This window comes from Pontixanthobacter sp. (genome assembly GCF_049682855.1).
In the GTDB taxonomy this organism is placed as follows: Bacteria; Pseudomonadota; Alphaproteobacteria; order Sphingomonadales; family Sphingomonadaceae; genus Pontixanthobacter.
In genome coordinates this window covers 176,490-194,100 of sequence record NZ_JBAUIK010000010.1, presented here as the reverse complement: position 1 = coordinate 194,100, position 17,611 = coordinate 176,490, and the positions used below count along the sequence as shown (strand labels likewise).

20 protein-coding genes are annotated in these 17,611 nt (G+C 58.8%); 14 read left to right on the top strand and 6 right to left on the bottom strand.

Translation table 11 applies throughout. The features are described 5' to 3' along the window. Positions 1 to 64 precede the first annotated feature (64 nt). The 8 genes from WA922_RS08110 (at position 65) to WA922_RS08075 (ending at position 6,883) form a co-directional block, all read left to right on the top strand. On the top strand, positions 65 to 499 hold the full coding sequence (locus WA922_RS08110) for a Fur family transcriptional regulator (protein ID WP_424771193.1): 435 nt from the start codon (positions 65 to 67) through the stop codon (positions 497 to 499). Continuing rightward, positions 499 to 1,404: a lysophospholipid acyltransferase family protein gene (locus WA922_RS08105; protein WP_424771192.1), complete on the top strand. Its 906-nt coding sequence runs from the start codon at positions 499 to 501 to the stop codon at positions 1,402 to 1,404. Before WA922_RS08110 ends, WA922_RS08105 begins: the two co-directional genes overlap by 1 nt. 2 nt (positions 1,405 to 1,406) lie before the next feature. Beyond that, positions 1,407 to 1,925, top strand: coding sequence for a YdeI/OmpD-associated family protein (locus WA922_RS08100; RefSeq protein WP_424771191.1), 519 nt, complete (start codon positions 1,407 to 1,409; stop codon positions 1,923 to 1,925). A gap of 64 nt (positions 1,926 to 1,989) precedes the next feature. Further along, positions 1,990 to 3,321 carry a tRNA (N6-isopentenyl adenosine(37)-C2)-methylthiotransferase MiaB gene (gene miaB, locus WA922_RS08095; RefSeq protein ID WP_424771190.1) on the top strand — a complete coding sequence of 444 codons (1,332 nt, stop codon included), beginning with the start codon at positions 1,990 to 1,992 and terminating at the stop codon, positions 3,319 to 3,321. A 123-nt stretch (positions 3,322 to 3,444) separates the two neighbouring features. Continuing rightward, on the top strand, positions 3,445 to 4,476 hold the full coding sequence (locus WA922_RS08090; protein WP_424771189.1) for a PhoH family protein: 1,032 nt from the start codon (positions 3,445 to 3,447) through the stop codon (positions 4,474 to 4,476). 18 nt (positions 4,477 to 4,494) lie between these two features. Continuing rightward, positions 4,495 to 5,007 (top strand): rRNA maturation RNase YbeY, encoded by a 513-nt coding sequence (gene ybeY, locus WA922_RS08085; protein WP_424771188.1) that lies wholly within the window; start codon positions 4,495 to 4,497, stop codon positions 5,005 to 5,007. A gap of 5 nt (positions 5,008 to 5,012) precedes the next feature. Further along, positions 5,013 to 5,927, top strand: a complete 915-nt coding sequence (locus WA922_RS08080; protein ID WP_424771187.1) for a hemolysin family protein — start codon at positions 5,013 to 5,015, stop codon at positions 5,925 to 5,927. A gap of 71 nt (positions 5,928 to 5,998) precedes the next feature. Beyond that, on the top strand, positions 5,999 to 6,883 hold the full coding sequence (locus tag WA922_RS08075) for a LysR substrate-binding domain-containing protein (RefSeq protein WP_424771186.1): 885 nt from the start codon (positions 5,999 to 6,001) through the stop codon (positions 6,881 to 6,883). A 17-nt stretch (positions 6,884 to 6,900) separates the two neighbouring features. Here the strand turns inward: WA922_RS08075 and WA922_RS08070 are convergent, their stop codons facing one another. Next, complete coding sequence (locus WA922_RS08070; RefSeq protein WP_424771185.1) at positions 6,901 to 7,842, bottom strand: lipase family protein; 942 nt, start codon at positions 7,840 to 7,842, stop codon at positions 6,901 to 6,903. Positions 7,843 to 7,863: 21 nt separating this feature from the next. Further along, positions 7,864 to 8,313: a peptidylprolyl isomerase gene (locus WA922_RS08065; RefSeq protein ID WP_424771184.1), complete on the bottom strand. Its 450-nt coding sequence runs from the start codon at positions 8,311 to 8,313 to the stop codon at positions 7,864 to 7,866. Positions 8,314 to 8,458: 145 nt separating this feature from the next. On the opposite strand from WA922_RS08065, the gene mgtE reads away from it, so the two are divergent. Together mgtE and WA922_RS08055 are read left to right on the top strand one after the other, a co-directional pair. After that, on the top strand, positions 8,459 to 9,919 hold the full coding sequence (mgtE, locus tag WA922_RS08060; protein ID WP_424771183.1) for a magnesium transporter: 1,461 nt from the start codon (positions 8,459 to 8,461) through the stop codon (positions 9,917 to 9,919). Then, positions 9,919 to 10,314: a DUF1489 family protein gene (locus WA922_RS08055; RefSeq protein WP_424771182.1), complete on the top strand. Its 396-nt coding sequence runs from the start codon at positions 9,919 to 9,921 to the stop codon at positions 10,312 to 10,314. The genes mgtE and WA922_RS08055 overlap by 1 nt, the downstream gene beginning before the upstream one ends. A gap of 745 nt (positions 10,315 to 11,059) precedes the next feature. Here WA922_RS08055 and WA922_RS08050 read toward each other — a convergent pair. The 3 genes from WA922_RS08050 to WA922_RS08040 are packed head-to-tail and all read right to left on the bottom strand — an operon-like array spanning position 11,060 to position 13,998. Continuing rightward, a complete protein-coding gene (locus WA922_RS08050; protein WP_424771181.1) occupies positions 11,060 to 11,758 on the bottom strand; it encodes a DsbA family oxidoreductase in 699 nt (232 codons plus the stop codon). A 10-nt stretch (positions 11,759 to 11,768) separates the two neighbouring features. Continuing rightward, positions 11,769 to 12,656 (bottom strand): NAD(+) diphosphatase, encoded by an 888-nt coding sequence (gene nudC, locus WA922_RS08045; protein WP_424771180.1) that lies wholly within the window; start codon positions 12,654 to 12,656, stop codon positions 11,769 to 11,771. 22 nt (positions 12,657 to 12,678) lie between these two features. Continuing rightward, a complete protein-coding gene (locus WA922_RS08040) occupies positions 12,679 to 13,998 on the bottom strand; it encodes a serine hydrolase domain-containing protein (RefSeq protein WP_424771179.1) in 1,320 nt (439 codons plus the stop codon). A gap of 115 nt (positions 13,999 to 14,113) precedes the next feature. Between WA922_RS08040 and WA922_RS08035 the strand changes: the two genes are divergently transcribed. After that, entirely contained in the window at positions 14,114 to 14,335 is a 222-nt protein-coding gene (locus tag WA922_RS08035; protein WP_424771178.1) for a hypothetical protein, read from the top strand. On the opposite strand, the gene WA922_RS08030 is transcribed toward WA922_RS08035, so the two are convergent. Further along, the gene (locus WA922_RS08030; protein WP_424771177.1) at positions 14,332 to 15,381 is read right to left on the bottom strand and encodes an A/G-specific adenine glycosylase; all 1,050 of its coding nucleotides are present in this window, start codon (positions 15,379 to 15,381) and stop codon (positions 14,332 to 14,334) included. The genes WA922_RS08035 and WA922_RS08030 overlap by 4 nt on opposite strands. 14 nt (positions 15,382 to 15,395) lie before the next feature. Here WA922_RS08030 and WA922_RS08025 point away from each other — a divergent pair, with 14 nt between their 5' ends. The 3 genes from WA922_RS08025 to WA922_RS08015 all read left to right on the top strand — a co-directional run bounded on the left by WA922_RS08025 (position 15,396) and on the right by WA922_RS08015 (position 17,562). After that, on the top strand, positions 15,396 to 15,977 hold the full coding sequence (locus WA922_RS08025) for a DUF721 domain-containing protein (protein WP_424771176.1): 582 nt from the start codon (positions 15,396 to 15,398) through the stop codon (positions 15,975 to 15,977). Positions 15,978 to 15,980: 3 nt separating this feature from the next. Beyond that, positions 15,981 to 16,658 (top strand): DsbA family protein, encoded by a 678-nt coding sequence (locus WA922_RS08020; RefSeq protein ID WP_424771175.1) that lies wholly within the window; start codon positions 15,981 to 15,983, stop codon positions 16,656 to 16,658. Between the two features lie 151 nt (positions 16,659 to 16,809). After that, positions 16,810 to 17,562: a thioredoxin domain-containing protein gene (locus WA922_RS08015; protein ID WP_424771174.1), complete on the top strand. Its 753-nt coding sequence runs from the start codon at positions 16,810 to 16,812 to the stop codon at positions 17,560 to 17,562. The last annotated feature ends 49 nt before the right edge of the window (positions 17,563 to 17,611 follow it).

The window sequence follows — 17,611 nt, the reverse complement described above, 5'->3', positions numbered from 1 at the left end:
CCTGTCTTGAGAATAGCGCCCCTCCCCTCTATGGGTCTGGGGCGCTATGCAATTGGGGATGAATGTGAACCAACGTATCGACTTGGAACAGCTTTGTGCCGAGCGCGGCTTGCGGATTACCGAACAGCGCCGGGTAATTGCGCGGGTTCTGTCGGAAAGCGATGATCACCCCGATGTTGAACTGCTGCATGAACGGGCATCCGCCATCGACACCAAAATCTCGATCGCAACAGTATACCGTACGGTTCGCCTGTTTGAAGAGGCCGGCATTCTGGACCGGCACGATTTCGGCGATGGCCGGGCACGGTATGAAGCGGCGCCTGAGGCCCATCATGACCATCTGATTGATGTCGAAAGCGGAGATGTGGTCGAATTTGTCGATCCGGAACTTGAGGCATTGCAGAAAGTAATTGCCGCAAAGCTCGGTTACCGGCTGGTTGATCACCGGATGGAGCTTTACGGGGTCAAAATTGGCCGCGAGAAAGACAAGTCTGCCTGATGGGCCCGGCGCTTCGTGATGCGGCGGAACGCGGCGAACATACTCCGCTGTCGATCCGTGGCTGGTTTCGGTTGACTGTGCGGGCAGCCGGTTTGGCCGGGCTGCTGATAGTGTGCGTCCCACTGCATTATCTATATCGCATCTTTAAATATGGTTCGCCTTTTCCCATGCTGTTTCTGCGTTATGCCGGGCGAATTTGCGGGGCGCGCGTCAAAAAGATCGGCACGCCGCTGCGCCGCGATGTGTTTTTCGTGGCCAACCATGTGTCGTGGCTCGATATTCTCTCGCTCGCCGGCGCCAGCGGAACCGCTTTCGTGGCCAAAGCCGAATTGAGCGATGTGCCGCTGATCAATTGGCTCTGCCGCCTCAACCGGACTGTTTTTGTAAAACGGGAAAACCGTCTGGGCGTGGCCAATCAGATTAACCTGCTGCGCGAGGCGCTGGCGGATAATTGGTCTGTTACCGTATTCCCAGAGGGCACCACCACCGATGGGCAGTCGCTGCTGCCGTTCAAAACTTCGATGCTCAGCGTTTTGGAGCCTCCCCCGCCCGGCGTACTGGTTCAGCCCGTTTTGATTGATTACGGCATCGATGTCGGCGAGGAAATTGGCTGGGTCGGGGATGAAAGCGGGATGAACAATGCCAAGCGTGTATTGGGCCGCAAGGGGACATTTGAATTGCGGCTGCATTTTCTTGAACCGTTCAGCCCCGAAGAATTCCGCGGCCGCAAGGCGATTGGTGCCCGTGCACGCGCAGCGATTGAGGCCGCCTTGCTGACCAGCTTGGGCCAGCCCTTGCGTGCGTTCAAACATGATGTGGTGCCAGTGCGCTATGCTGCACCAAGGGATGCGGGCGATACACATGCATCAGCCACGCGCACCTCGCATGACACCGCCAATCTTTAGCCATGTACGAATATGAATTTTCGGCCGAAATCGAAATGTCCGGAGTCGGTAAAGAGCGGAAGATCTGGTACCATGTGATATTTCTGCCCGGTCGTATCAAACAACAGCTGCCGTTCGAAAAATTCCCGAGACTGCGCGTCGAAGGCGAAATCGCCGATATCCCGATTGCCAATGCCTTTCTTCCTGCTGGGGATGGCCGCCATTATCTGATCGTCGCCCCGGCGATACGCAAATCTGCCCAATTGAGTGTGGGCGATATCGCCGATGTGCGCTTCACCATCGCTGATCAAAATCATGTCGAGATAGCTGATGCTCTTAAACAGGAACTCGCAAATGATCGGGCGTTCGCAGCGTCATGGGACGCACTGACACCCGGTAAGCGACGGATGGCCGCACAACATGTGGTGTCGGCCAGAACCGAGCCTACGCGCAAGAAGAGAGTCCAAGAAGCCAGAGATATCGTGATGAAATTTTCAGGGGATGTGCGCGCATGGCGCGGGGCAAGACGCGCAGCCCCTTAGCCGCTGAACGCGCCGCCATTATTGCATGTTGGGAAAACGCAGCGGCTTCGCTATAGGCGCGGCGATGAAACAGACAGCTGCCCCCAAAACATACCGCGTCAAAAGCTTCGGCTGCCAGATGAATGTTTATGACGGAGAGCGGATGGGCGAGATGCTGCAGCAAGAAGGTATCGCCGAGGCCGCCGAAGGCGAAGATGCCGATCTGGTCGTGCTCAACACCTGCCACATCCGCGAAAAGGCAGCCGAGAAAGTCTATTCGGATATTGGCCGCCTGACCAAGGGCAAGACCCAGAAAAAAGCGCCGATGATCGCGGTGGCGGGCTGCGTTGCGCAGGCAGAGGGTGAGGAAATCATGGCCCGCTCCCCCGCCGTGTCGATGGTTGTCGGGCCGCAGGCCTATCACCGTCTGCCCGCGATGATCGATAATGCGGTATCCGGCAAACGCTCGACCGATACCGACATGCCAGCCGATGCGAAATTTTCCGCATTGCCGCAGCGCCGCAAATCGGCGCCCTCAGCGTTTTTGACCATCCAGGAAGGGTGCGATAAATTCTGCACCTATTGCGTCGTGCCGTATACGCGCGGCGCGGAAATTTCGCGCCCCTATGCGGCATTGGTGGATGAAGCAAAAATGCTGGTGGAGGCTGGCGCAAAGGAAATCACTTTGCTGGGCCAGAATGTCAGCGCCTGGACGGGCGAAGATGATCGGGGCCGCAGCCTGGGCATGGCGGGCCTGATCCGCGCGATTGCCGCCATTCCTGACCTCGCGCGCATCCGTTACACCACCAGCCACCCCGCCGATATGGATGACGCGCTGATCGAGACGCATGGCGAAATTTCCAAGCTGATGCCCTATCTGCATCTGCCGGTGCAAAGCGGCAACAACCGGATTTTGAAAGCAATGAACCGCAGCCATACTGCGGAAAGCTACCTCAAACTGCTCCAGCGATTTCGCGCTGTACGGCCTGATCTGGCGTTATCGGGGGACTTCATTGTCGGCTTCCCGGGTGAAACCGATGCGGAGTTTGAAGACACACTCGCGATCGTTGATGAAGTCCGTTATTCACAGGCCTACAGCTTCAAATACTCCCCTCGTCCCGGCACACCTGCTGCAACGATGGACGATCAAGTTCCGCTCGAGGTTATGGATGAACGCCTGCAGCGCCTGCAGGCGTCGCTCCGCCGAGACCAGCAGGCCTTCAATGATGCCAGCATTGGCAAAACCTGCGAAGTGCTGGTCGAACGCAAAGGCAAGCGGGAAGGGCAATGGCTGGGCAAATCACCGTGGCTCCAATCGGTCCATTTTACCGGTGATGTCGCGATCGGCGACTTGGTGACAGCAGAGTTAATCCAAGCCGGGCAGCAATCGCTGGGCGGACGGCTGATCTCGCCATAGCGATCATCCTCTTTTCACGGCAACTGCACGATTTTTTCCTGGCGTAAGGGGCTGCGCACGCTTGCCAGTTCAATTCGCGTGACTACATTACGGTTCAGTAATGAAAGGCACATTTTAAACCGCATGGGAAGAAAACCCACCTCTGCCGGCAAGCCGGTCTTCTCGCCCTCCCCCGTCCCGCAGCGGGAAATCCGCCGGGCGCAGCTCGACATGAATTTTGAAAACCAATCATTGCTGGTTCCTTTATTCGGGCAGTTTGATGCCAATCTGGTGCAGATCGAAAACCGGTTGGGCATTTTCATCTCAGCGCGCGGAGACACTTTGCATCTGGAAGGGCCGGAGGACAGCGTAGCGCGCGCCCGCGACGTGCTGCGATCGCTGTATGACCGGCTTGCCGAAGGCCAGGATCTGGATAGCGGGGCGATTGAAAGCGTCATCGCCATGTCGAACGAGCCGGTGCTGGAAGGTATCGTCAATGCGGACAAAAATGCCCCGCCCATCATGATCCGGACGCGGCGCAAAACCATTGTGCCGCGGTCGAAAATGCAAGCCTCATACATGCGGCAATTGGCACGCGAGGATGTGATTTTTGCGCTTGGCCCGGCCGGTACCGGTAAAACCTATGTCGCGGTGGCACAGGCGGTATCGCAGCTCATCACCGGCAGCGTGCAGCGGCTGATCCTGTCGCGCCCCGCGGTGGAGGCTGGGGAAAAACTCGGCTTTCTGCCCGGCGATATGAAGGACAAGGTCGATCCCTATCTGCGCCCCCTATATGATGCCTTGTTCGATTGCATGCCGCCCGAACAGGTCGAACGCCGGATCGCCAGCGGCGAGATTGAAATCGCGCCCATAGCGTTCATGCGCGGACGGACGCTGGCGGACAGTTTTATCATTCTGGACGAGGCACAGAATACCACCAAGGAACAGATGAAAATGTTTCTCACCCGTTTCGGTGAAAACAGCCGGATGGTGGTGTGCGGTGATCCCCGGCAAGTCGATATTCCCGGCGGCGACCGAATGAGCGGCCTTGCCGATGCGGTCAGCCGGCTTGAGAATGTTGACGGCATCGGAACAACCCGTTTTACCGTCGCCGATGTCGTGCGCCATCCGATCGTTGGAAAAATTGTCGAAGCCTATGAAGGGCCCGGTGCGTAAGCGCGGGCAGTCCGAACGATGAATTTGGACATCGATATAGAGGATTGGCCGCCAGCGGATTGGAATGTGCTCTCGCTCAAGGCCGCTGCGGCCGCTGCGAAAGCTGCGCCGGAATTGGGCAATCAGCGCCTTTGTGCCAGCCTGCTGTTCACATCCGACACCCAAATGCACGCGCTCAACCTTGAATGGCGCCGCCAGGACAAGCCGACCAATGTGCTGTCTTTCCCGATGCTTACCCGCAGTGAATTAAAGGCATTATCTCCTGATGGCCCGCCGGTAATGCTGGGCGATCTGGCGTTGGCCCATGAAACCTGCGCGCGCGAAGCAGCGCAGAAATCCCTTCCTCTGGGCGAGCACGCGGCCCATCTGATCATTCACGGGTTGCTCCATCTGGCCGGGTATGATCACGAACCATCGCCACAGGATGCCGATGCAATGGAAGCGTTGGAGATTGCCGCGCTTGCGTCTATGGGAATTGCTGATCCCTATGGGGATCGCGATATCGCATCTATGCATAGGAGTACCCAATAAGGGCCATGCCCGACATCGACACCCCCGCCGGAGACCCGGACAGTAGGAGCGGGTTCTTGCCCGCCATCAGACGGTTTTTCAGGACCGACCGTTCGCTGCGCGAACAGCTCGAAGATGCAATTGACGAGCACGAAGATGACCATCCCGCTGATGATGAAACCGCACCTGGCAATGGTGACCTGTCGGGCGTCGAGCGGCAGATGCTGCGCAATTTGCTCCATTTCAGCGAGCATGATGCGGATGACGTTGCCATTCCGCGCGGCGAGATCATCGCTGTGCCCGCCGAGGCGACATGGGCCGAACTGATCGCAAGTTTTTCCGAGAATGGCCATTCGCGCATGCCCGTATACCGGGATCAATTGGACCATGTGATCGGTATGATCCACATCAAGGACGTGTTCCCCTTCCTCGCCACGAAGGCCAAACCGCCCAAGGATTGGACGACGCTGATGCGTCAGCCAATCTATGTTCCGGGGTCGCGCGGGGCCTTGGACGTTCTCGCCGATATGCGCGCCCGGCGCGTGCATCTGGCGATTGTGGTGGATGAGTTTTCCGGCACTGACGGGGTGATCACGATTGAAGATTTGGTCGAGGAAATCGTCGGCGAGATTGAGGATGAACATGATGATGTTCCCGAAGAGCTGATCTCTCCCATAGGGGACGGGATGTGGGATTGTGATGCGCGCGCCGAGCTTGACGATGTCGCCGATATGGTCGATCCGCAGCTTGCCGAAGTCGAGGAATCTGTCGATACTTTGGGCGGCCTGGCGTTCGTGCTTGCGGAACAGGTGCCGCCAGTAGGCGCGATGATCAAGCATCCAAGCGGGTGGCACATCGAAATCACCGCTGCTGATGAAACACATGTCAAACGTATGCGCCTGCACCCGCCCGCCCGAATGGATGATGCAAGTTCTGACTAAATTGGCTCGGTAGCATTCGATTTTCTGCAACCAATCATAGCTCCGCGCGTTGAATGCGTAAGGAGTAAGTGATGCCCATCAGACGGTTGCCGCCATTACGTGCGCTGGAAGCCTTCATGCGCACTGTGCGCCTTGGTTCTGCGCGAGCAGCGGCGGAAGAGCTCGCGCTCAGTCCGTCCGCCTTGTCACGCCGAATTGCCAATCTTGAGGAATTCACCGGCAAGAAGCTGTTTACCCGCGCCAAACAGGCGATGAGCCTTACAGACGAAGGGCAGGCCTTTCACGAAGCAATCGCCCCGCATCTCGACGCGTTATCAATGGCGATTGAGAACCAGTCGGAGAACCTGTCATTGTTGCGCCTGCGGCTGGGTGTGCTGCCTCTGTTTGGTAGCCAGCGCCTGTTCCCGCGTCTGGGAGAGCTGCGCAAACGCCATCCGCTGCTTCACATAGATATCGATACCGGGCCCCATCTGGAAGACCGGGTTGGCGATACACTGGATGCAGCGATTATCCTGTCGCGCGGTCCCGATACGGCATTTCATGCGATCCGGCTTGATTACAACCGCGTCCACGCGATCTGCAGCCGCGAGACGGCGAAACTTCTGGGCCAGGAGCCTGATCTTGATGCATTGGCCAAACAGACCTTCCTGATCCACAACGAGCTGCCCGCCAGTTTCGAAGCGTGGAAGCACGCGCTGGGGCTGGAGGCGATGGAGCCAGCAGCAATTGACCATTATGATTCGGGTCAGCTGATGCTGGAGGCAGCCGCCCAGGGGCTTGGCATCGCAATCATGCATGACGACCATATGAAGCGCGCGGCCGATAACCGGCTCGCGCATTTGTTCGATACAGAGGTAGAAAGCCCGTATAGCTATTGGTTCGTGTGCAAACCGCAGGCCCTCGAATCGCGCCCGGTGCGCCTGTTTCATGATTGGCTGGTTAGCGCGGGGCTGTAGGCTGGTCCCAGACCGGCTCAGCCCGGCTGCCGCGCCGCTTTAGGTGCGTGCATGCAATGACCGGTTTCGGCCACGCCGCCGGCGACCGTCCTGCCCGGTTTCACCATGCCGGGATGCACCTTGTCCGCTTCGCCGCATTCCACTTCGGGTTTGGCAATTCCGTTTGGCGCGATTGCAGCCAAAGCATAGCTGTCATTATAGGCAGCAATCCACGTAAGACAGTCAGCCAGTTTGCGGATGCTGTGCTTGGAACCGGCGCTGGCCGAAGGATTGCAGTTGATCACCAACACATTGGCAGCAGGCGGCGCCTTGTAACGGCGCAACACGCGCAGAAATTCGCCGCGTTCAGAGACAGCCAGCCGGTCCGCATCACCCATCGCAGGGTCACCTGCAAAAAATGGCGAAGTGTTAAACACAAAGGCTCTTACGCCGGGATTATCGATGGATATTTGCGTTGCCAGCGCCCCGCCCAGCGAGTGGCCAGTCACTTCAATCGGGATGTCCGAGTAATTTTCAGAATTGAGATGCGCACGCTCTGCAGCATAGGCCATACGCGCGCCGTCACGTTGGCGGTCACCCAGAGAGCCGGAAAATATGTCGCTGCTTGAGCCGAATTCGGTGCCGCGAAAGGCAATAATTCGTGCCAATAGCGGGCCGCGCTCACCCCCCGATACGGCATGGCGGTCAAACACTGAATAGGCGAGACCGCTTGCATTATTGTCCGAATTTTCGCGTTCCAGAAATAGCGGTGGCAGATCAGTATAGCGATCCTCATCCTGATACGCGTTGCTGCTGAGCATGGCATAGCCGTAGCTTTCTGCCGCCGCCTCTCGCACAAAATCACACCATCCGCCCGGTTCAGACCGGCACGGACTGCGCGATTGGGTAATGTCGGGATAGGGCGTGATACAGCCGCCAAGCATCGCCGCGCCGAGCAGCCCCACAAACAGGCGGATCATCACCCTATCCCGCAATCACACTCAGGATACCGCCGCGCTGACGATTTTGCCTGGCGCCGCCGGTGGTTCACCCACAGGCAGACCGTCAATCAAATCCATGCCGCTTTCGACCTGGCCCCACACCGTATATTGGCCATCAAGAAAATGTGCATCGTCAAAACAGATGAAGAACTGGCTGTTGGCGCTGTCTGGAACCTGGGTGCGCGCCATCGAGCAAGTACCGCGGGTGTGCGGTTCTGCGTTAAATTCCGCTTTCAGGTCAGGTTTGTCGCTGCCCCCCATGCCGGTGCCGTTCGGGCAGCCGCCCTGCGCCATGAAGCCTGGAATGACGCGGTGGAAGACCACCCCATCATAAAACCCTTCGCCGACAAGTTCGGTTATCCGGGCCACATGGCCGGGCGCCAGATCGGGGCGCATTTTAATAACCACATCACCGGTTTCGAGTGTGAGAGTAAGTTTTTGATCAGCCATTGGGGGAATCTCCTAACTATAAATTACCAATATGGGCGCTGTATAGGGATTGACGCGGCAATGTCACCCGCTCTGCCCCTATACCCCCGATCCATCGCAGCGAGTGCAGCCTTGCTTTTCAACCCCACCCGCCTAGACGAACGCTATGGCGGACAATTCCCATCTCGATGATGATCTGATGCGCGCCGGTGAACCAGCCGAGGAATATGTGCGTCCGGACGACCGGATTGATGATGAACGGCTGGATGAAGAAAACACCCTGAAAGCAGAATATGTACGATCGGTGCGTAATTTGCTGGAAAGCGGCGATAACGGGGCGGTGTACGCTCTCGTCGAACCGCTCCACCCGGCCGATATCGCCGATCTGTTCGAATTGTGCGACAGCGATGAACGCCGCGATCTGGCGATTGCGATCACTGATTTGATGTCGAGCGATGTGATCGCCGAACTCAATGATTATGTCCGCGAAACCATGATGGAAGCACTGCCGGCAGAGGCCGTCGCATCCATCGCGGAGCAGCTTGATAATGACGATGCTGTCCAGCTGATTGAAGATTTGGACCTGGCTGACCAGCAGGCCATTCTGGCTGAACTGGATGATGATGACCGGGTCGCGATTGAAAGCGCGCTCGCCTATCCGGAGGAAACCGCCGGCCGGTTGATGAGCCGCGACGTCGTGGCGGTTCCTGAATATATGACCGTCGGCGGACTGATTGATTTTCTGCGTGATGACGCCAATTCCGGGTCAAATCTGGCAAATGATTTTTACGAAGTGTTTGTGGTTGATGCCGGGCATCATCCGGTCGGCACTTGCCAGCTCAGCTGGATATTGCGGACCCCCCGCCACATCGCCCTCGCCGATGTGATGAAGCGCGATCAGACGCTGGTTCCGGTGACGCTGGATCAGGAAGAGGTCGCGCTGATGTTCCAGAAATACGCGCTTATTTCCGCCGCCGTGGTGGATGAAAGCGGGCGTCTGGTCGGGCAAATGACTGTCGATGATGTGGTCCACATCATTTCCGAGGAAGCGAGCGAGGATGCCCTGCTGATGTCGGGCGCGGGCGAAGGCGATATTAACGAACCGATCCGCGCGGCCTATGGGTCACGCATCCGCTGGCTGGTTGCCAATCTGGGTACCGCCCTGATTGGCAGCCTGATTATTGCCGCATTCGGGGCGGCGATTGAAAAACTGGTCGCGCTGGCGGTCTTGATGCCGATTGTCGCCAGTATCGGGGGCAATGCAGGCACCCAGACAATGGCGGTATCAGTGCGCGCGATTGCGATGAACCAGCTGACCGAAGCCAACACGATGCGGATTTTGTGGCGCGAGTTCCGCGTGGCCGCCCTGAATGGCGTGACGATCGCCCTGTTGGTGGGCGCTGCCACTGCGCTGGTTTTCAGCCCGATGCTGGGCGGCGTGATCGCTCTCGCCATGCTCATTAACGTTATCACTGCGGGGCTGGCCGGCGTGCTAGTACCGGTCATGTTTGAGCGGCTGAAACAGGATCCGGCGCTCGCCAGTTCGGTGTTCGTCACCATGATTACCGATTCGATGGGCTTTTTCGCATTTCTTGGCCTCGCTGTCGTGTCGGGCGTGGCTGCTTAATGCCGCTCTGTATTACCAAGATCGCCTATCGCAGCGAGAGCATCCACACGCTTCGCGCATGGCTGGAAAGCCAGCCGCAGGGCGCGGTGATGACGACCCGCTATCTGCCCAAACGGCACGAGGAGATGAAAGGCGGATCGCTGTATTGGATTCACGATCATTCGATTTGCGCGCGCAGCCCGATCATGGAATTTCGCCAGCAGCAGGATGGGCGCTGGAATATCATCCTCGAACCGCGCCTGATTTTGGTCGAGGCCCGCTATAAACGTGCGCATCAGGGCTGGCGTTATCTGGAGGAAGACAAAGCCCCCGCCGATCTCGCGCCCGATGCACAAACCGGCGATGTCTTGCCGGGCAAACTGCATAACAAGCTACGGAAACTGGGGCTGGTTTAGCGGCTGATATTTCGGTTGCTGCCGTTCAATTGAGGCGCCTTTGCGAATAGGAAATGCCGGGTACCCCTGTTGGAAAGGGACGCTCCGGCAATATTTCGGGAGTGTGACTTTTCGCAGTTTCTCCAATATTTGGAGCCTCTTAAAGAGCATAAGTGACAAATGCGTGTGACCTTTCATGCAGGCGGTGTGTGACTTTTGGTGGCTCCTGCCCGCAAGCACGGCGCAGTGATTAAAAACGGAACTGACAATGGGAAAGAACCGCGCTGCAATAGCGTGTCAGGGCGGTGTAGGAAATATCGGTTGCGGTGGTGCAGCCAGCGCAAAAATCATGGGCAAAATCTCGTGAAACCGGCGCGCTTAAATCCCCCCTCCCCGTGGGGAGGGGTCGGGGGTGGGGGTTCAGTGCTAATGGCGGTTCAGAGCTGATGGGGTCTCCCATATCGCTGCCGCCCTACCCCCATCCCAACCCTTTCCCAGGGGGAAGGGCTATCTAGGCTGCCAGCCGGTGCTGGGCGGCACTGTCCATCCCGCGATAGGAAATGTGACCGTCTCGCCCCGCCACCGATAGGCGATGGCGTAAAAACCGGCTGCTATAGAGCCTTTAGCTAATCAAAGTTCAAACGGGAGTGGAAGAGCTCTATGCATTATTTTCGGCTGTAATGCGTCGTTTTGGCGACATGACGATGGGCAAGGATTGGTCAGCGGGTCATCCGCTGGGGGCTGTACCCAGACTCTGAACAATTCTTCAAGCCGGAAACTTCGCTGCCACCCGCCGAAGTGCATTGGCATAAATCTCGGGCGCTTGCGCACCGGGGATCAGCATTTTTCCCTCTACGATCATCGCGGGGACGCCGGTGATGTTCAAATCATGCGCCTGGGCCTGCTCCATCCGCACGCGGTTTGCAATTTCGGGATCGTCCAGTATTGCCTCTGCCGCCGAACGGTCAAAACCGTTTTCCTCGGCTATATCGAGGAGAACACTGCGCTGGCCGATTGTGCGGCGGTGATTAAAATGGGCAGTGAACAAAGCGAGTTTAAGCTGCGTCTGCCGCGCAGCGCTGGCGCTTTCCAGCGCCCAAGTGAGCAGCTTATGCGCGTCAAAAGTGTTCCACATCATCGCGGGCGGCGCTTCGCCTTCTGCACCCGTTTCGCCGGTATATTCCAATGAGACACCGGCCTGCTCGGCCACGGCTTTCATCTGGCCGCGCACCGCCTGCGTTTGCTGCGCCGTGCGGTTATATTTGCGCGCTATATGCGCGGCCTGTTCCTCGCCCTCTGCGGCCATATCGGGATTGAGTTCAAACGGGTGCCAGCGGATTTGCGCCTCAATTTCTCCCGCCAGCAGCGCCAGCCCTTTCTGCAGCTGGCCGTAGCCGATGATGCACCACGGGCACATGACATCGGAATAGATGTCGATGGTCATTTGGCGCGGGCGCACTGTCACGCAGCACCCATTATGCGGTGCCCTTATCCAGCCACCATTGCAGCAGATGGTTCGCAATCGCCTGTTTCGGCGGCGCAGTCATTATGGCATCGGCATCACCATCCATCGCGGCCTGCACTTCGGCGCGGGTGAACCAGCGCGCATCGGCCAGCTCGGTTGTATCGAGAGTGATATCGGTATTGTCCGCAATCGCGGTGCAGCCCATCATCAATTGCGCGGGGAACGGCCACGGCTGGCTGGCGATATACTGCACTTCGCGCGCGACTATACCCGATTCCTCAAAAACTTCGCGGGCCACGGCTTCCTCGATACTTTCGCCCGGTTCGACAAAACCGGCGAGCGCGGAATAGGCTTTGTCCGGCCAGCCGAGCCCGCGGCCGAGCAACAGCGTGTCGTCATGCTCGACCAGCATGATCGTGACCGGATCGGTCCGCGGAAAATGCTGCGCGCCGCAGCGCGTGCAGCTCCTCTGCCAGCCGCCTTTCGCGATCACGGCCGCGCCGCCGCAGGCTGCACAGAACCGGTGCCGCGCATGCCAATCGACAATGCTGCGCGCGCCGCCATAGATCGCCAGATCATCGGGGGTGAGCGTCGCCATCAATCCCCACAGGCGCGGATTGGCCATGCGCGGGCTGGCATCGCCCTGCGCGGGAACAGCCGCGAAGCAGGGTTTGGCAGTGCCGCTTTCGTCTGTATCAAGGCCAAGGAACACCAGCTCTGCATCTTCCGCCGCATCGGCCAGCGTGCCCCATTCCAGCGTATTCTGGCTGCTGACATGCGGCATCAGCCCGTCCAGCCTGAGCAGCTTGGCCCGCCAATTGGTGAGCTCCGCCAACGCGGCGGGATCGGCGCGTATAGCATCCGCACGGTCCAGCCGCGATCCGGTAAATGCCTGCATAATATGCCTCTGATAGCTGCGGTCAGGCCGGAGCCATTGCGTTCAAATCCGCCTCTATCGCGGCCATAAATTCGGTCCGGATCGGATAGGCTTCTGCGGGCATATATTGGGTGAACAGACCGATCCGCTGGTTGAGGCCGTAATCGATGCTGGCCAGCGTACCCGCGGCCCCGCCCCAGCCATATTGCTGGCCGACCACGCGCCCGCCCGCGCCGTGCCCCTGTCCGGCGATCCAGGTGCCGCTGGTATCAACCCCATCGGGCAGCAAGTTGGACGTGCCAACGCGCACGGCATTCTCGCCCATCACGCGGGTATCATCGAGCAATCCATAGCCGAGCAACATCCGCAGGAAACGGTCATAATCCTTGGCCGAACTGACCAGTCCGCCGCCCCCCGATGGTACGCCCGGCGCATCGGTGAAGATCGAATTGGCGCCGCCATCAATCGGCAGTGTCAGGCCGTTTACCACGCCGTAATTGGTCGTCAGCCGCCCGGTTTCGCTCGCCGGTACCGTGAAATATGTACTGTCCATGCCGCATGGGTCAAAAATGCGCGCTTTCAGAAATTCCTCAAAGCCCATACCCGATGCAACTTCGATGACGCGGCCCAGCAAATCGAGGCTGGCAGAATAAATCCACTGCGTGCCCGGCTGCGCGACCAGCGGCAATGTCGCCAGCCGGTCGGCCCAGACTTCCAAATTGGGCGCAGGGGTCACCTCGGGTAGGCCCGGAATGGGAAGGCGGCTGACCCGTCCGCCGACCAGACCCCGATCGGCAAATGCCTTGGCAAGGGCAGCATTATCGGAGATTATATAGCCCAGACCAGCGGTATGGGTCAGCAGATGACGGATCGTGATCGCTGTATCAGCGGGTACGGTATCATCCAGCGGGCCCGATGGATCGGCCATCACCTGCATATTGGCAAAAGCGGGCAGAATCTCGCTCACTGGCTGGTCCAGGCTCAGCCTGCCGTCATCGATCAGCATCATCGTCGCCATGCCGGTGACCGGCTTGGTCATGGAATAAATGCGGAACAGCGAATTTTCATCCACCGCCATGCTGCTGCCGAGCGACAAAGTGCCGCCGCCGATACTATGCGCGTGATCCTCCTGCCCGCTACCCAGTGTCACCAGCAGACTGGCAACTTTCTTGCTGTCGAGATAGCGTTTCACCATCGCAGCGATATTGGGGAAATCGCCGCTCACATCATGCGCCAGCGCCATACTGCCAAGCGGCAGACCAGACATCGCCGCACCCGCCGACAGCCAGGCGCCGCCGCGCATCAGCGACCGGCGCGAAACAGCCATATCAGCGCCAGCGGCAGAAAAATCACGAAAAGCCATAGGAAAATCCTCTTTCGAAACTTTGTTCATCGACTTTGTGGGGGATCGAAACTGAACGGTCAATTGCAGGTTTTCCAGACTTGAAAACGGACAGTGCCCTATCTACATAATACACATGCTGAATATAGTATCGTTTCTCACCGGAATCATCTCGCTCATTATCGTCATCCCGGCGACCATCCCGTTTCTTGGCTGGGCCAATTGGCTGGCGCTGCCGCTGATTGGGATCGGCGTGGTTCTGGGCGCGTTATCCTCCAGCAATAGCGGGCGCAATTTCTGCCTGATCGTGGGCCTTATCGCGGTCGTCCGTCTGAGTATTGGCGGCGGGATTATCTAAACCTCTGCCGCGACCAGCTGCGCGGCCTTTGCAAACAGGGTCGGCAATCCTGCCCGGGCGATATCGACAATCGGCCACCATTCGCCGTCGCGGCCGATATCAGGCGTGTTCACCGCACATTTTTGCACCGTCATCTCCAGAGCGAAATGCGTGAAACTGTGGCGCACCAGACCAACCGCATGCCATTCACAGTCCAGCGGCGGCGGGCCACACCCGTTTCCGCCCGCATGCCAGCCATCACCGGGCAAACAGCGCATCCCGCCAAGCATGCCGGTGCCGCGCCGCGTTTCCAGCCATACCTGCCCGCAATGTTCGATCCAATAGGCGGTCCCTTGGCGGACCGGTTTGGCCGTCTTGGCCGCTTTGACGGGAAACCGCGCCGGATCGCCTGCCGCGTGGGCGGTGCACGCGGACCGAAGCGGGCAGAGTAGGCATTTGGGATCGCGCGCGGTACAAATGCCCGATCCCAGATCCATCATCGCCTGGGCAAAATCGCCTGCGCGCTGATCCGGCGTGATACTGTCCGTCTCGCGCCGTATTTGCTTGCGCGATCCGGGCAATGGCGCATCTATCGCAAACAGGCGCGATACCACCCGCTCCACATTGGCATCGACCACGACTGCGCGCTGGCCAAAGGCAATCGCCGCAATCGCCGCAGCAGTATAGGCGCCCAGTCCGGGCAGTTTGATCAGCTCGGCCTCTGTTTGCGGGAAGGCGCCCATTTCGGCCACCGCCCGCGCGCATTTCACCAGATTGCGGGCGCGCGAATAATAGCCCAGCCCCGCCCATGCGGCCATCACATCCTCTTCCGGTGCGGCGGCCAGAGCCGCCATATCCGGCCAGCGCGCAGTGAATTTGCTGAAATAGGGCTTCACTGCCGCCACAGTCGTTTGCTGCAGCATCACTTCGGATAACCACACGCGGTAAGGATCAGGTGGAGGCGTTCCGGGCGGCGCGCGCCACGGCAGGCTGCGCGCATGGGCATCATACCACGCGAGCAGGATGGGCGCGGCGGTGGCTGCGATATTTTCGGGGCTAGTCGGCACGCGGAGCCTATGCCATGAGCGGCAGCATAATGGAACGCGGTACCCCCAAAACACCCACAACACGCAAGGAAGCTGCGGGCACAGGAAAACCCAAAGCGGGCCGCGAATGGCAGCGTGCACGCGGCGGCCCGGCGAAAGCCATTTCTGACCTGATGCCGCAAATCGGGCGCACGGCGTTTCGCCGGTTCGGCTTTGTCCAATCCAATGTTGTGACCCGGTGGCCCGAAATTGTTGGCCCCACCCACGCCAAAGTCTGCGCGCCCGAAGCCATCCGTTTTCCGCCGGGCGAGAAGGAAGACGGCATTCTGCAATTGGTCGTGCTGCCGGCCCATGCACCGCTGATCCAGCATGTTATCCCTGAAATTATGGATCGGGTGAACCGCTTCTTCGGATATCAGGCGGTGGCGCGGGTGAAAATCCGGCAAGGAGCGGTTAAGCCGCCCGGTGATACCCAAAAACCCAAATCACCGCCATCGCTCAAACCGATCCCAATGGAACTGGGTGAAAGTCTGCGCGATATTGGTGATCCCGAACTGCGTACGGTACTGGAATCGCTGGCCCGCAGTTTGGGAGATGATGATGAGAAGATGGATTAAATCATGATGAGGCATACGGCACTGGGGCGCATCAGCGCGGTCACTATCATAGCTGCGCTGTCGATCGCTGCGATCAATAACTGGAACATAAATGTCGTTCAGACCGACCGCGCAATGGTGGTGGGCAAGGATGACGCGCCGGTCACGCTCACCGAATTTGTCAGCTATACGTGCCCGCATTGCGCCACATTTGAAAAAGACAGCGAGGCCGTGCTGCAACTCGCCTATGTCGGTCCGGGCAATCTGAAGCGCGATGTCCGCTCAATCATCCGCAATCCGGTTGATCTGGCTGTCACCATGCTCGCCCAGTGCGGTGACAGCAGCAAATTCGTCCAGAACCATACCATGTTCATGGCCCGGCAACCGGTCTGGCTCGAAAAAGGGCGCAATTCAACCGCGGCGCAGCGCGCCATGTGGTCGCGCGGCGATGCCGCATCACGCCGTTTGATGGCCAGCGCGCTGGGCTTTTACGAGATGATGGAAATGCGCGGATATTCACGGATCGAAGTGGATAGCTGCCTGAATGATGATACCCGCGTGCCGGTATTGCTGGCCAATACAGAGGCTGATTTCGCCGAGTTCGGGATCAGCGGCACGCCCAGCTTCGCGATCGATGGCGCGGCTTTGGAAGGCGTGCATAGCTGGCAAGCGTTGGGTCCGCTGCTGGAGGCAAAATACTAACAACACACGTGCTTTGGTTGCTGAACGCTGTCTTGGGGAAAATTCTTGGGACAGGCTGTGGATAGTGTTATAGCCGCGGGCAATAGCGGCCTTCCCGCTGACACCCGCTTGCGATAGCATTCGCCGCGATTGACAAGGACCGATACAGATCATGACGACATTCCGCATTTTCGCCCTCGCCGCTCTGGCTGCCCCGCTCACGCTGACACTCGCCGCATGCGGCAGCAGCGATGAACCGGCACCAGGCGCGGTATCGGGCGACCCGATTGCACCAATTGCCGCGCCAGAGGGAACCAGCTGGACCGATGTGGTGACTGTGTCCGATAGCGATGGCTATATTGTTGGCAACCCGGATGCACCGATTAAGCTGATGGAATATGCGTCGCTCACATGTCCGACATGCGCCAATTTTGCGACCACAGCCATCGAGGAACTGAAGTCGGAATATGTGTCCACCGGCCGCGTCAGTTTTGAATTGCGCAACCAGATTCACGGCCCGCATGATCTGGCACTGGCGACATTGGTGCGCTGCGGCGCTCCTGAAGGGGTTCACGCATTGTCCGATCAGGTTTTCTTTAACCAGCAAGCGGTTCTGGCCCCTATTTTCGCCAATCAGGATGCTGTCCAGCAAGCGGTGACCTTGCCCGAAGACCAGCGCCTTGTCCGGATCGCCGAAATTGGCGGTTTCATCGATTTCTTCTCCGCACGCGGGATCAGCGGTGACCAGGCGCGTAGCTGCCTGGCCGATGCCGCCAAATACACGCAGATTGCGCAGAATTCCGATACCCAGTCGCGCGAACTGGGGGTGACCGGAACGCCGACATTCTTCATCAATGGCAACCGCGTGGACGGCAATAGCTGGAGCCAGATCGAGCCTTTGCTGCAACAGGCGGGCGCTCGCTAACCGGTTCGCGCCGGCTGGGGTAATCTATCGGGGTGCCGGCAGCATTTAA

Coding starts and splice junctions, on each gene's coding strand:
- WA922_RS08105 (WP_424771192.1), top strand. CDS start 499: ATGGGCCCGGCGCTTCGTGATGCGGCGGAACGCGGCGAACATACTCCG.
- WA922_RS08100 (WP_424771191.1), top strand. CDS start 1,407: ATGTACGAATATGAATTTTCGGCCGAAATCGAAATGTCCGGAGTCGGT.
- miaB (WP_424771190.1), top strand. CDS start 1,990: ATGAAACAGACAGCTGCCCCCAAAACATACCGCGTCAAAAGCTTCGGC.
- WA922_RS08090 (WP_424771189.1), top strand. CDS start 3,445: ATGGGAAGAAAACCCACCTCTGCCGGCAAGCCGGTCTTCTCGCCCTCC.
- ybeY (WP_424771188.1), top strand. CDS start 4,495: ATGAATTTGGACATCGATATAGAGGATTGGCCGCCAGCGGATTGGAAT.
- WA922_RS08080 (WP_424771187.1), top strand. CDS start 5,013: ATGCCCGACATCGACACCCCCGCCGGAGACCCGGACAGTAGGAGCGGG.
- WA922_RS08075 (WP_424771186.1), top strand. CDS start 5,999: ATGCCCATCAGACGGTTGCCGCCATTACGTGCGCTGGAAGCCTTCATG.
- WA922_RS08070 (WP_424771185.1), bottom strand. CDS start 7,842: ATGATCCGCCTGTTTGTGGGGCTGCTCGGCGCGGCGATGCTTGGCGGC.
- WA922_RS08065 (WP_424771184.1), bottom strand. CDS start 8,313: ATGGCTGATCAAAAACTTACTCTCACACTCGAAACCGGTGATGTGGTT.
- mgtE (WP_424771183.1), top strand. CDS start 8,459: ATGGCGGACAATTCCCATCTCGATGATGATCTGATGCGCGCCGGTGAA.
- WA922_RS08055 (WP_424771182.1), top strand. CDS start 9,919: ATGCCGCTCTGTATTACCAAGATCGCCTATCGCAGCGAGAGCATCCAC.
- nudC (WP_424771180.1), bottom strand. CDS start 12,656: ATGCAGGCATTTACCGGATCGCGGCTGGACCGTGCGGATGCTATACGC.
- WA922_RS08040 (WP_424771179.1), bottom strand. CDS start 13,998: ATGGCTTTTCGTGATTTTTCTGCCGCTGGCGCTGATATGGCTGTTTCG.
- WA922_RS08035 (WP_424771178.1), top strand. CDS start 14,114: ATGCTGAATATAGTATCGTTTCTCACCGGAATCATCTCGCTCATTATC.
- WA922_RS08025 (WP_424771176.1), top strand. CDS start 15,396: ATGAGCGGCAGCATAATGGAACGCGGTACCCCCAAAACACCCACAACA.
- WA922_RS08020 (WP_424771175.1), top strand. CDS start 15,981: ATGATGAGGCATACGGCACTGGGGCGCATCAGCGCGGTCACTATCATA.
- WA922_RS08015 (WP_424771174.1), top strand. CDS start 16,810: ATGACGACATTCCGCATTTTCGCCCTCGCCGCTCTGGCTGCCCCGCTC.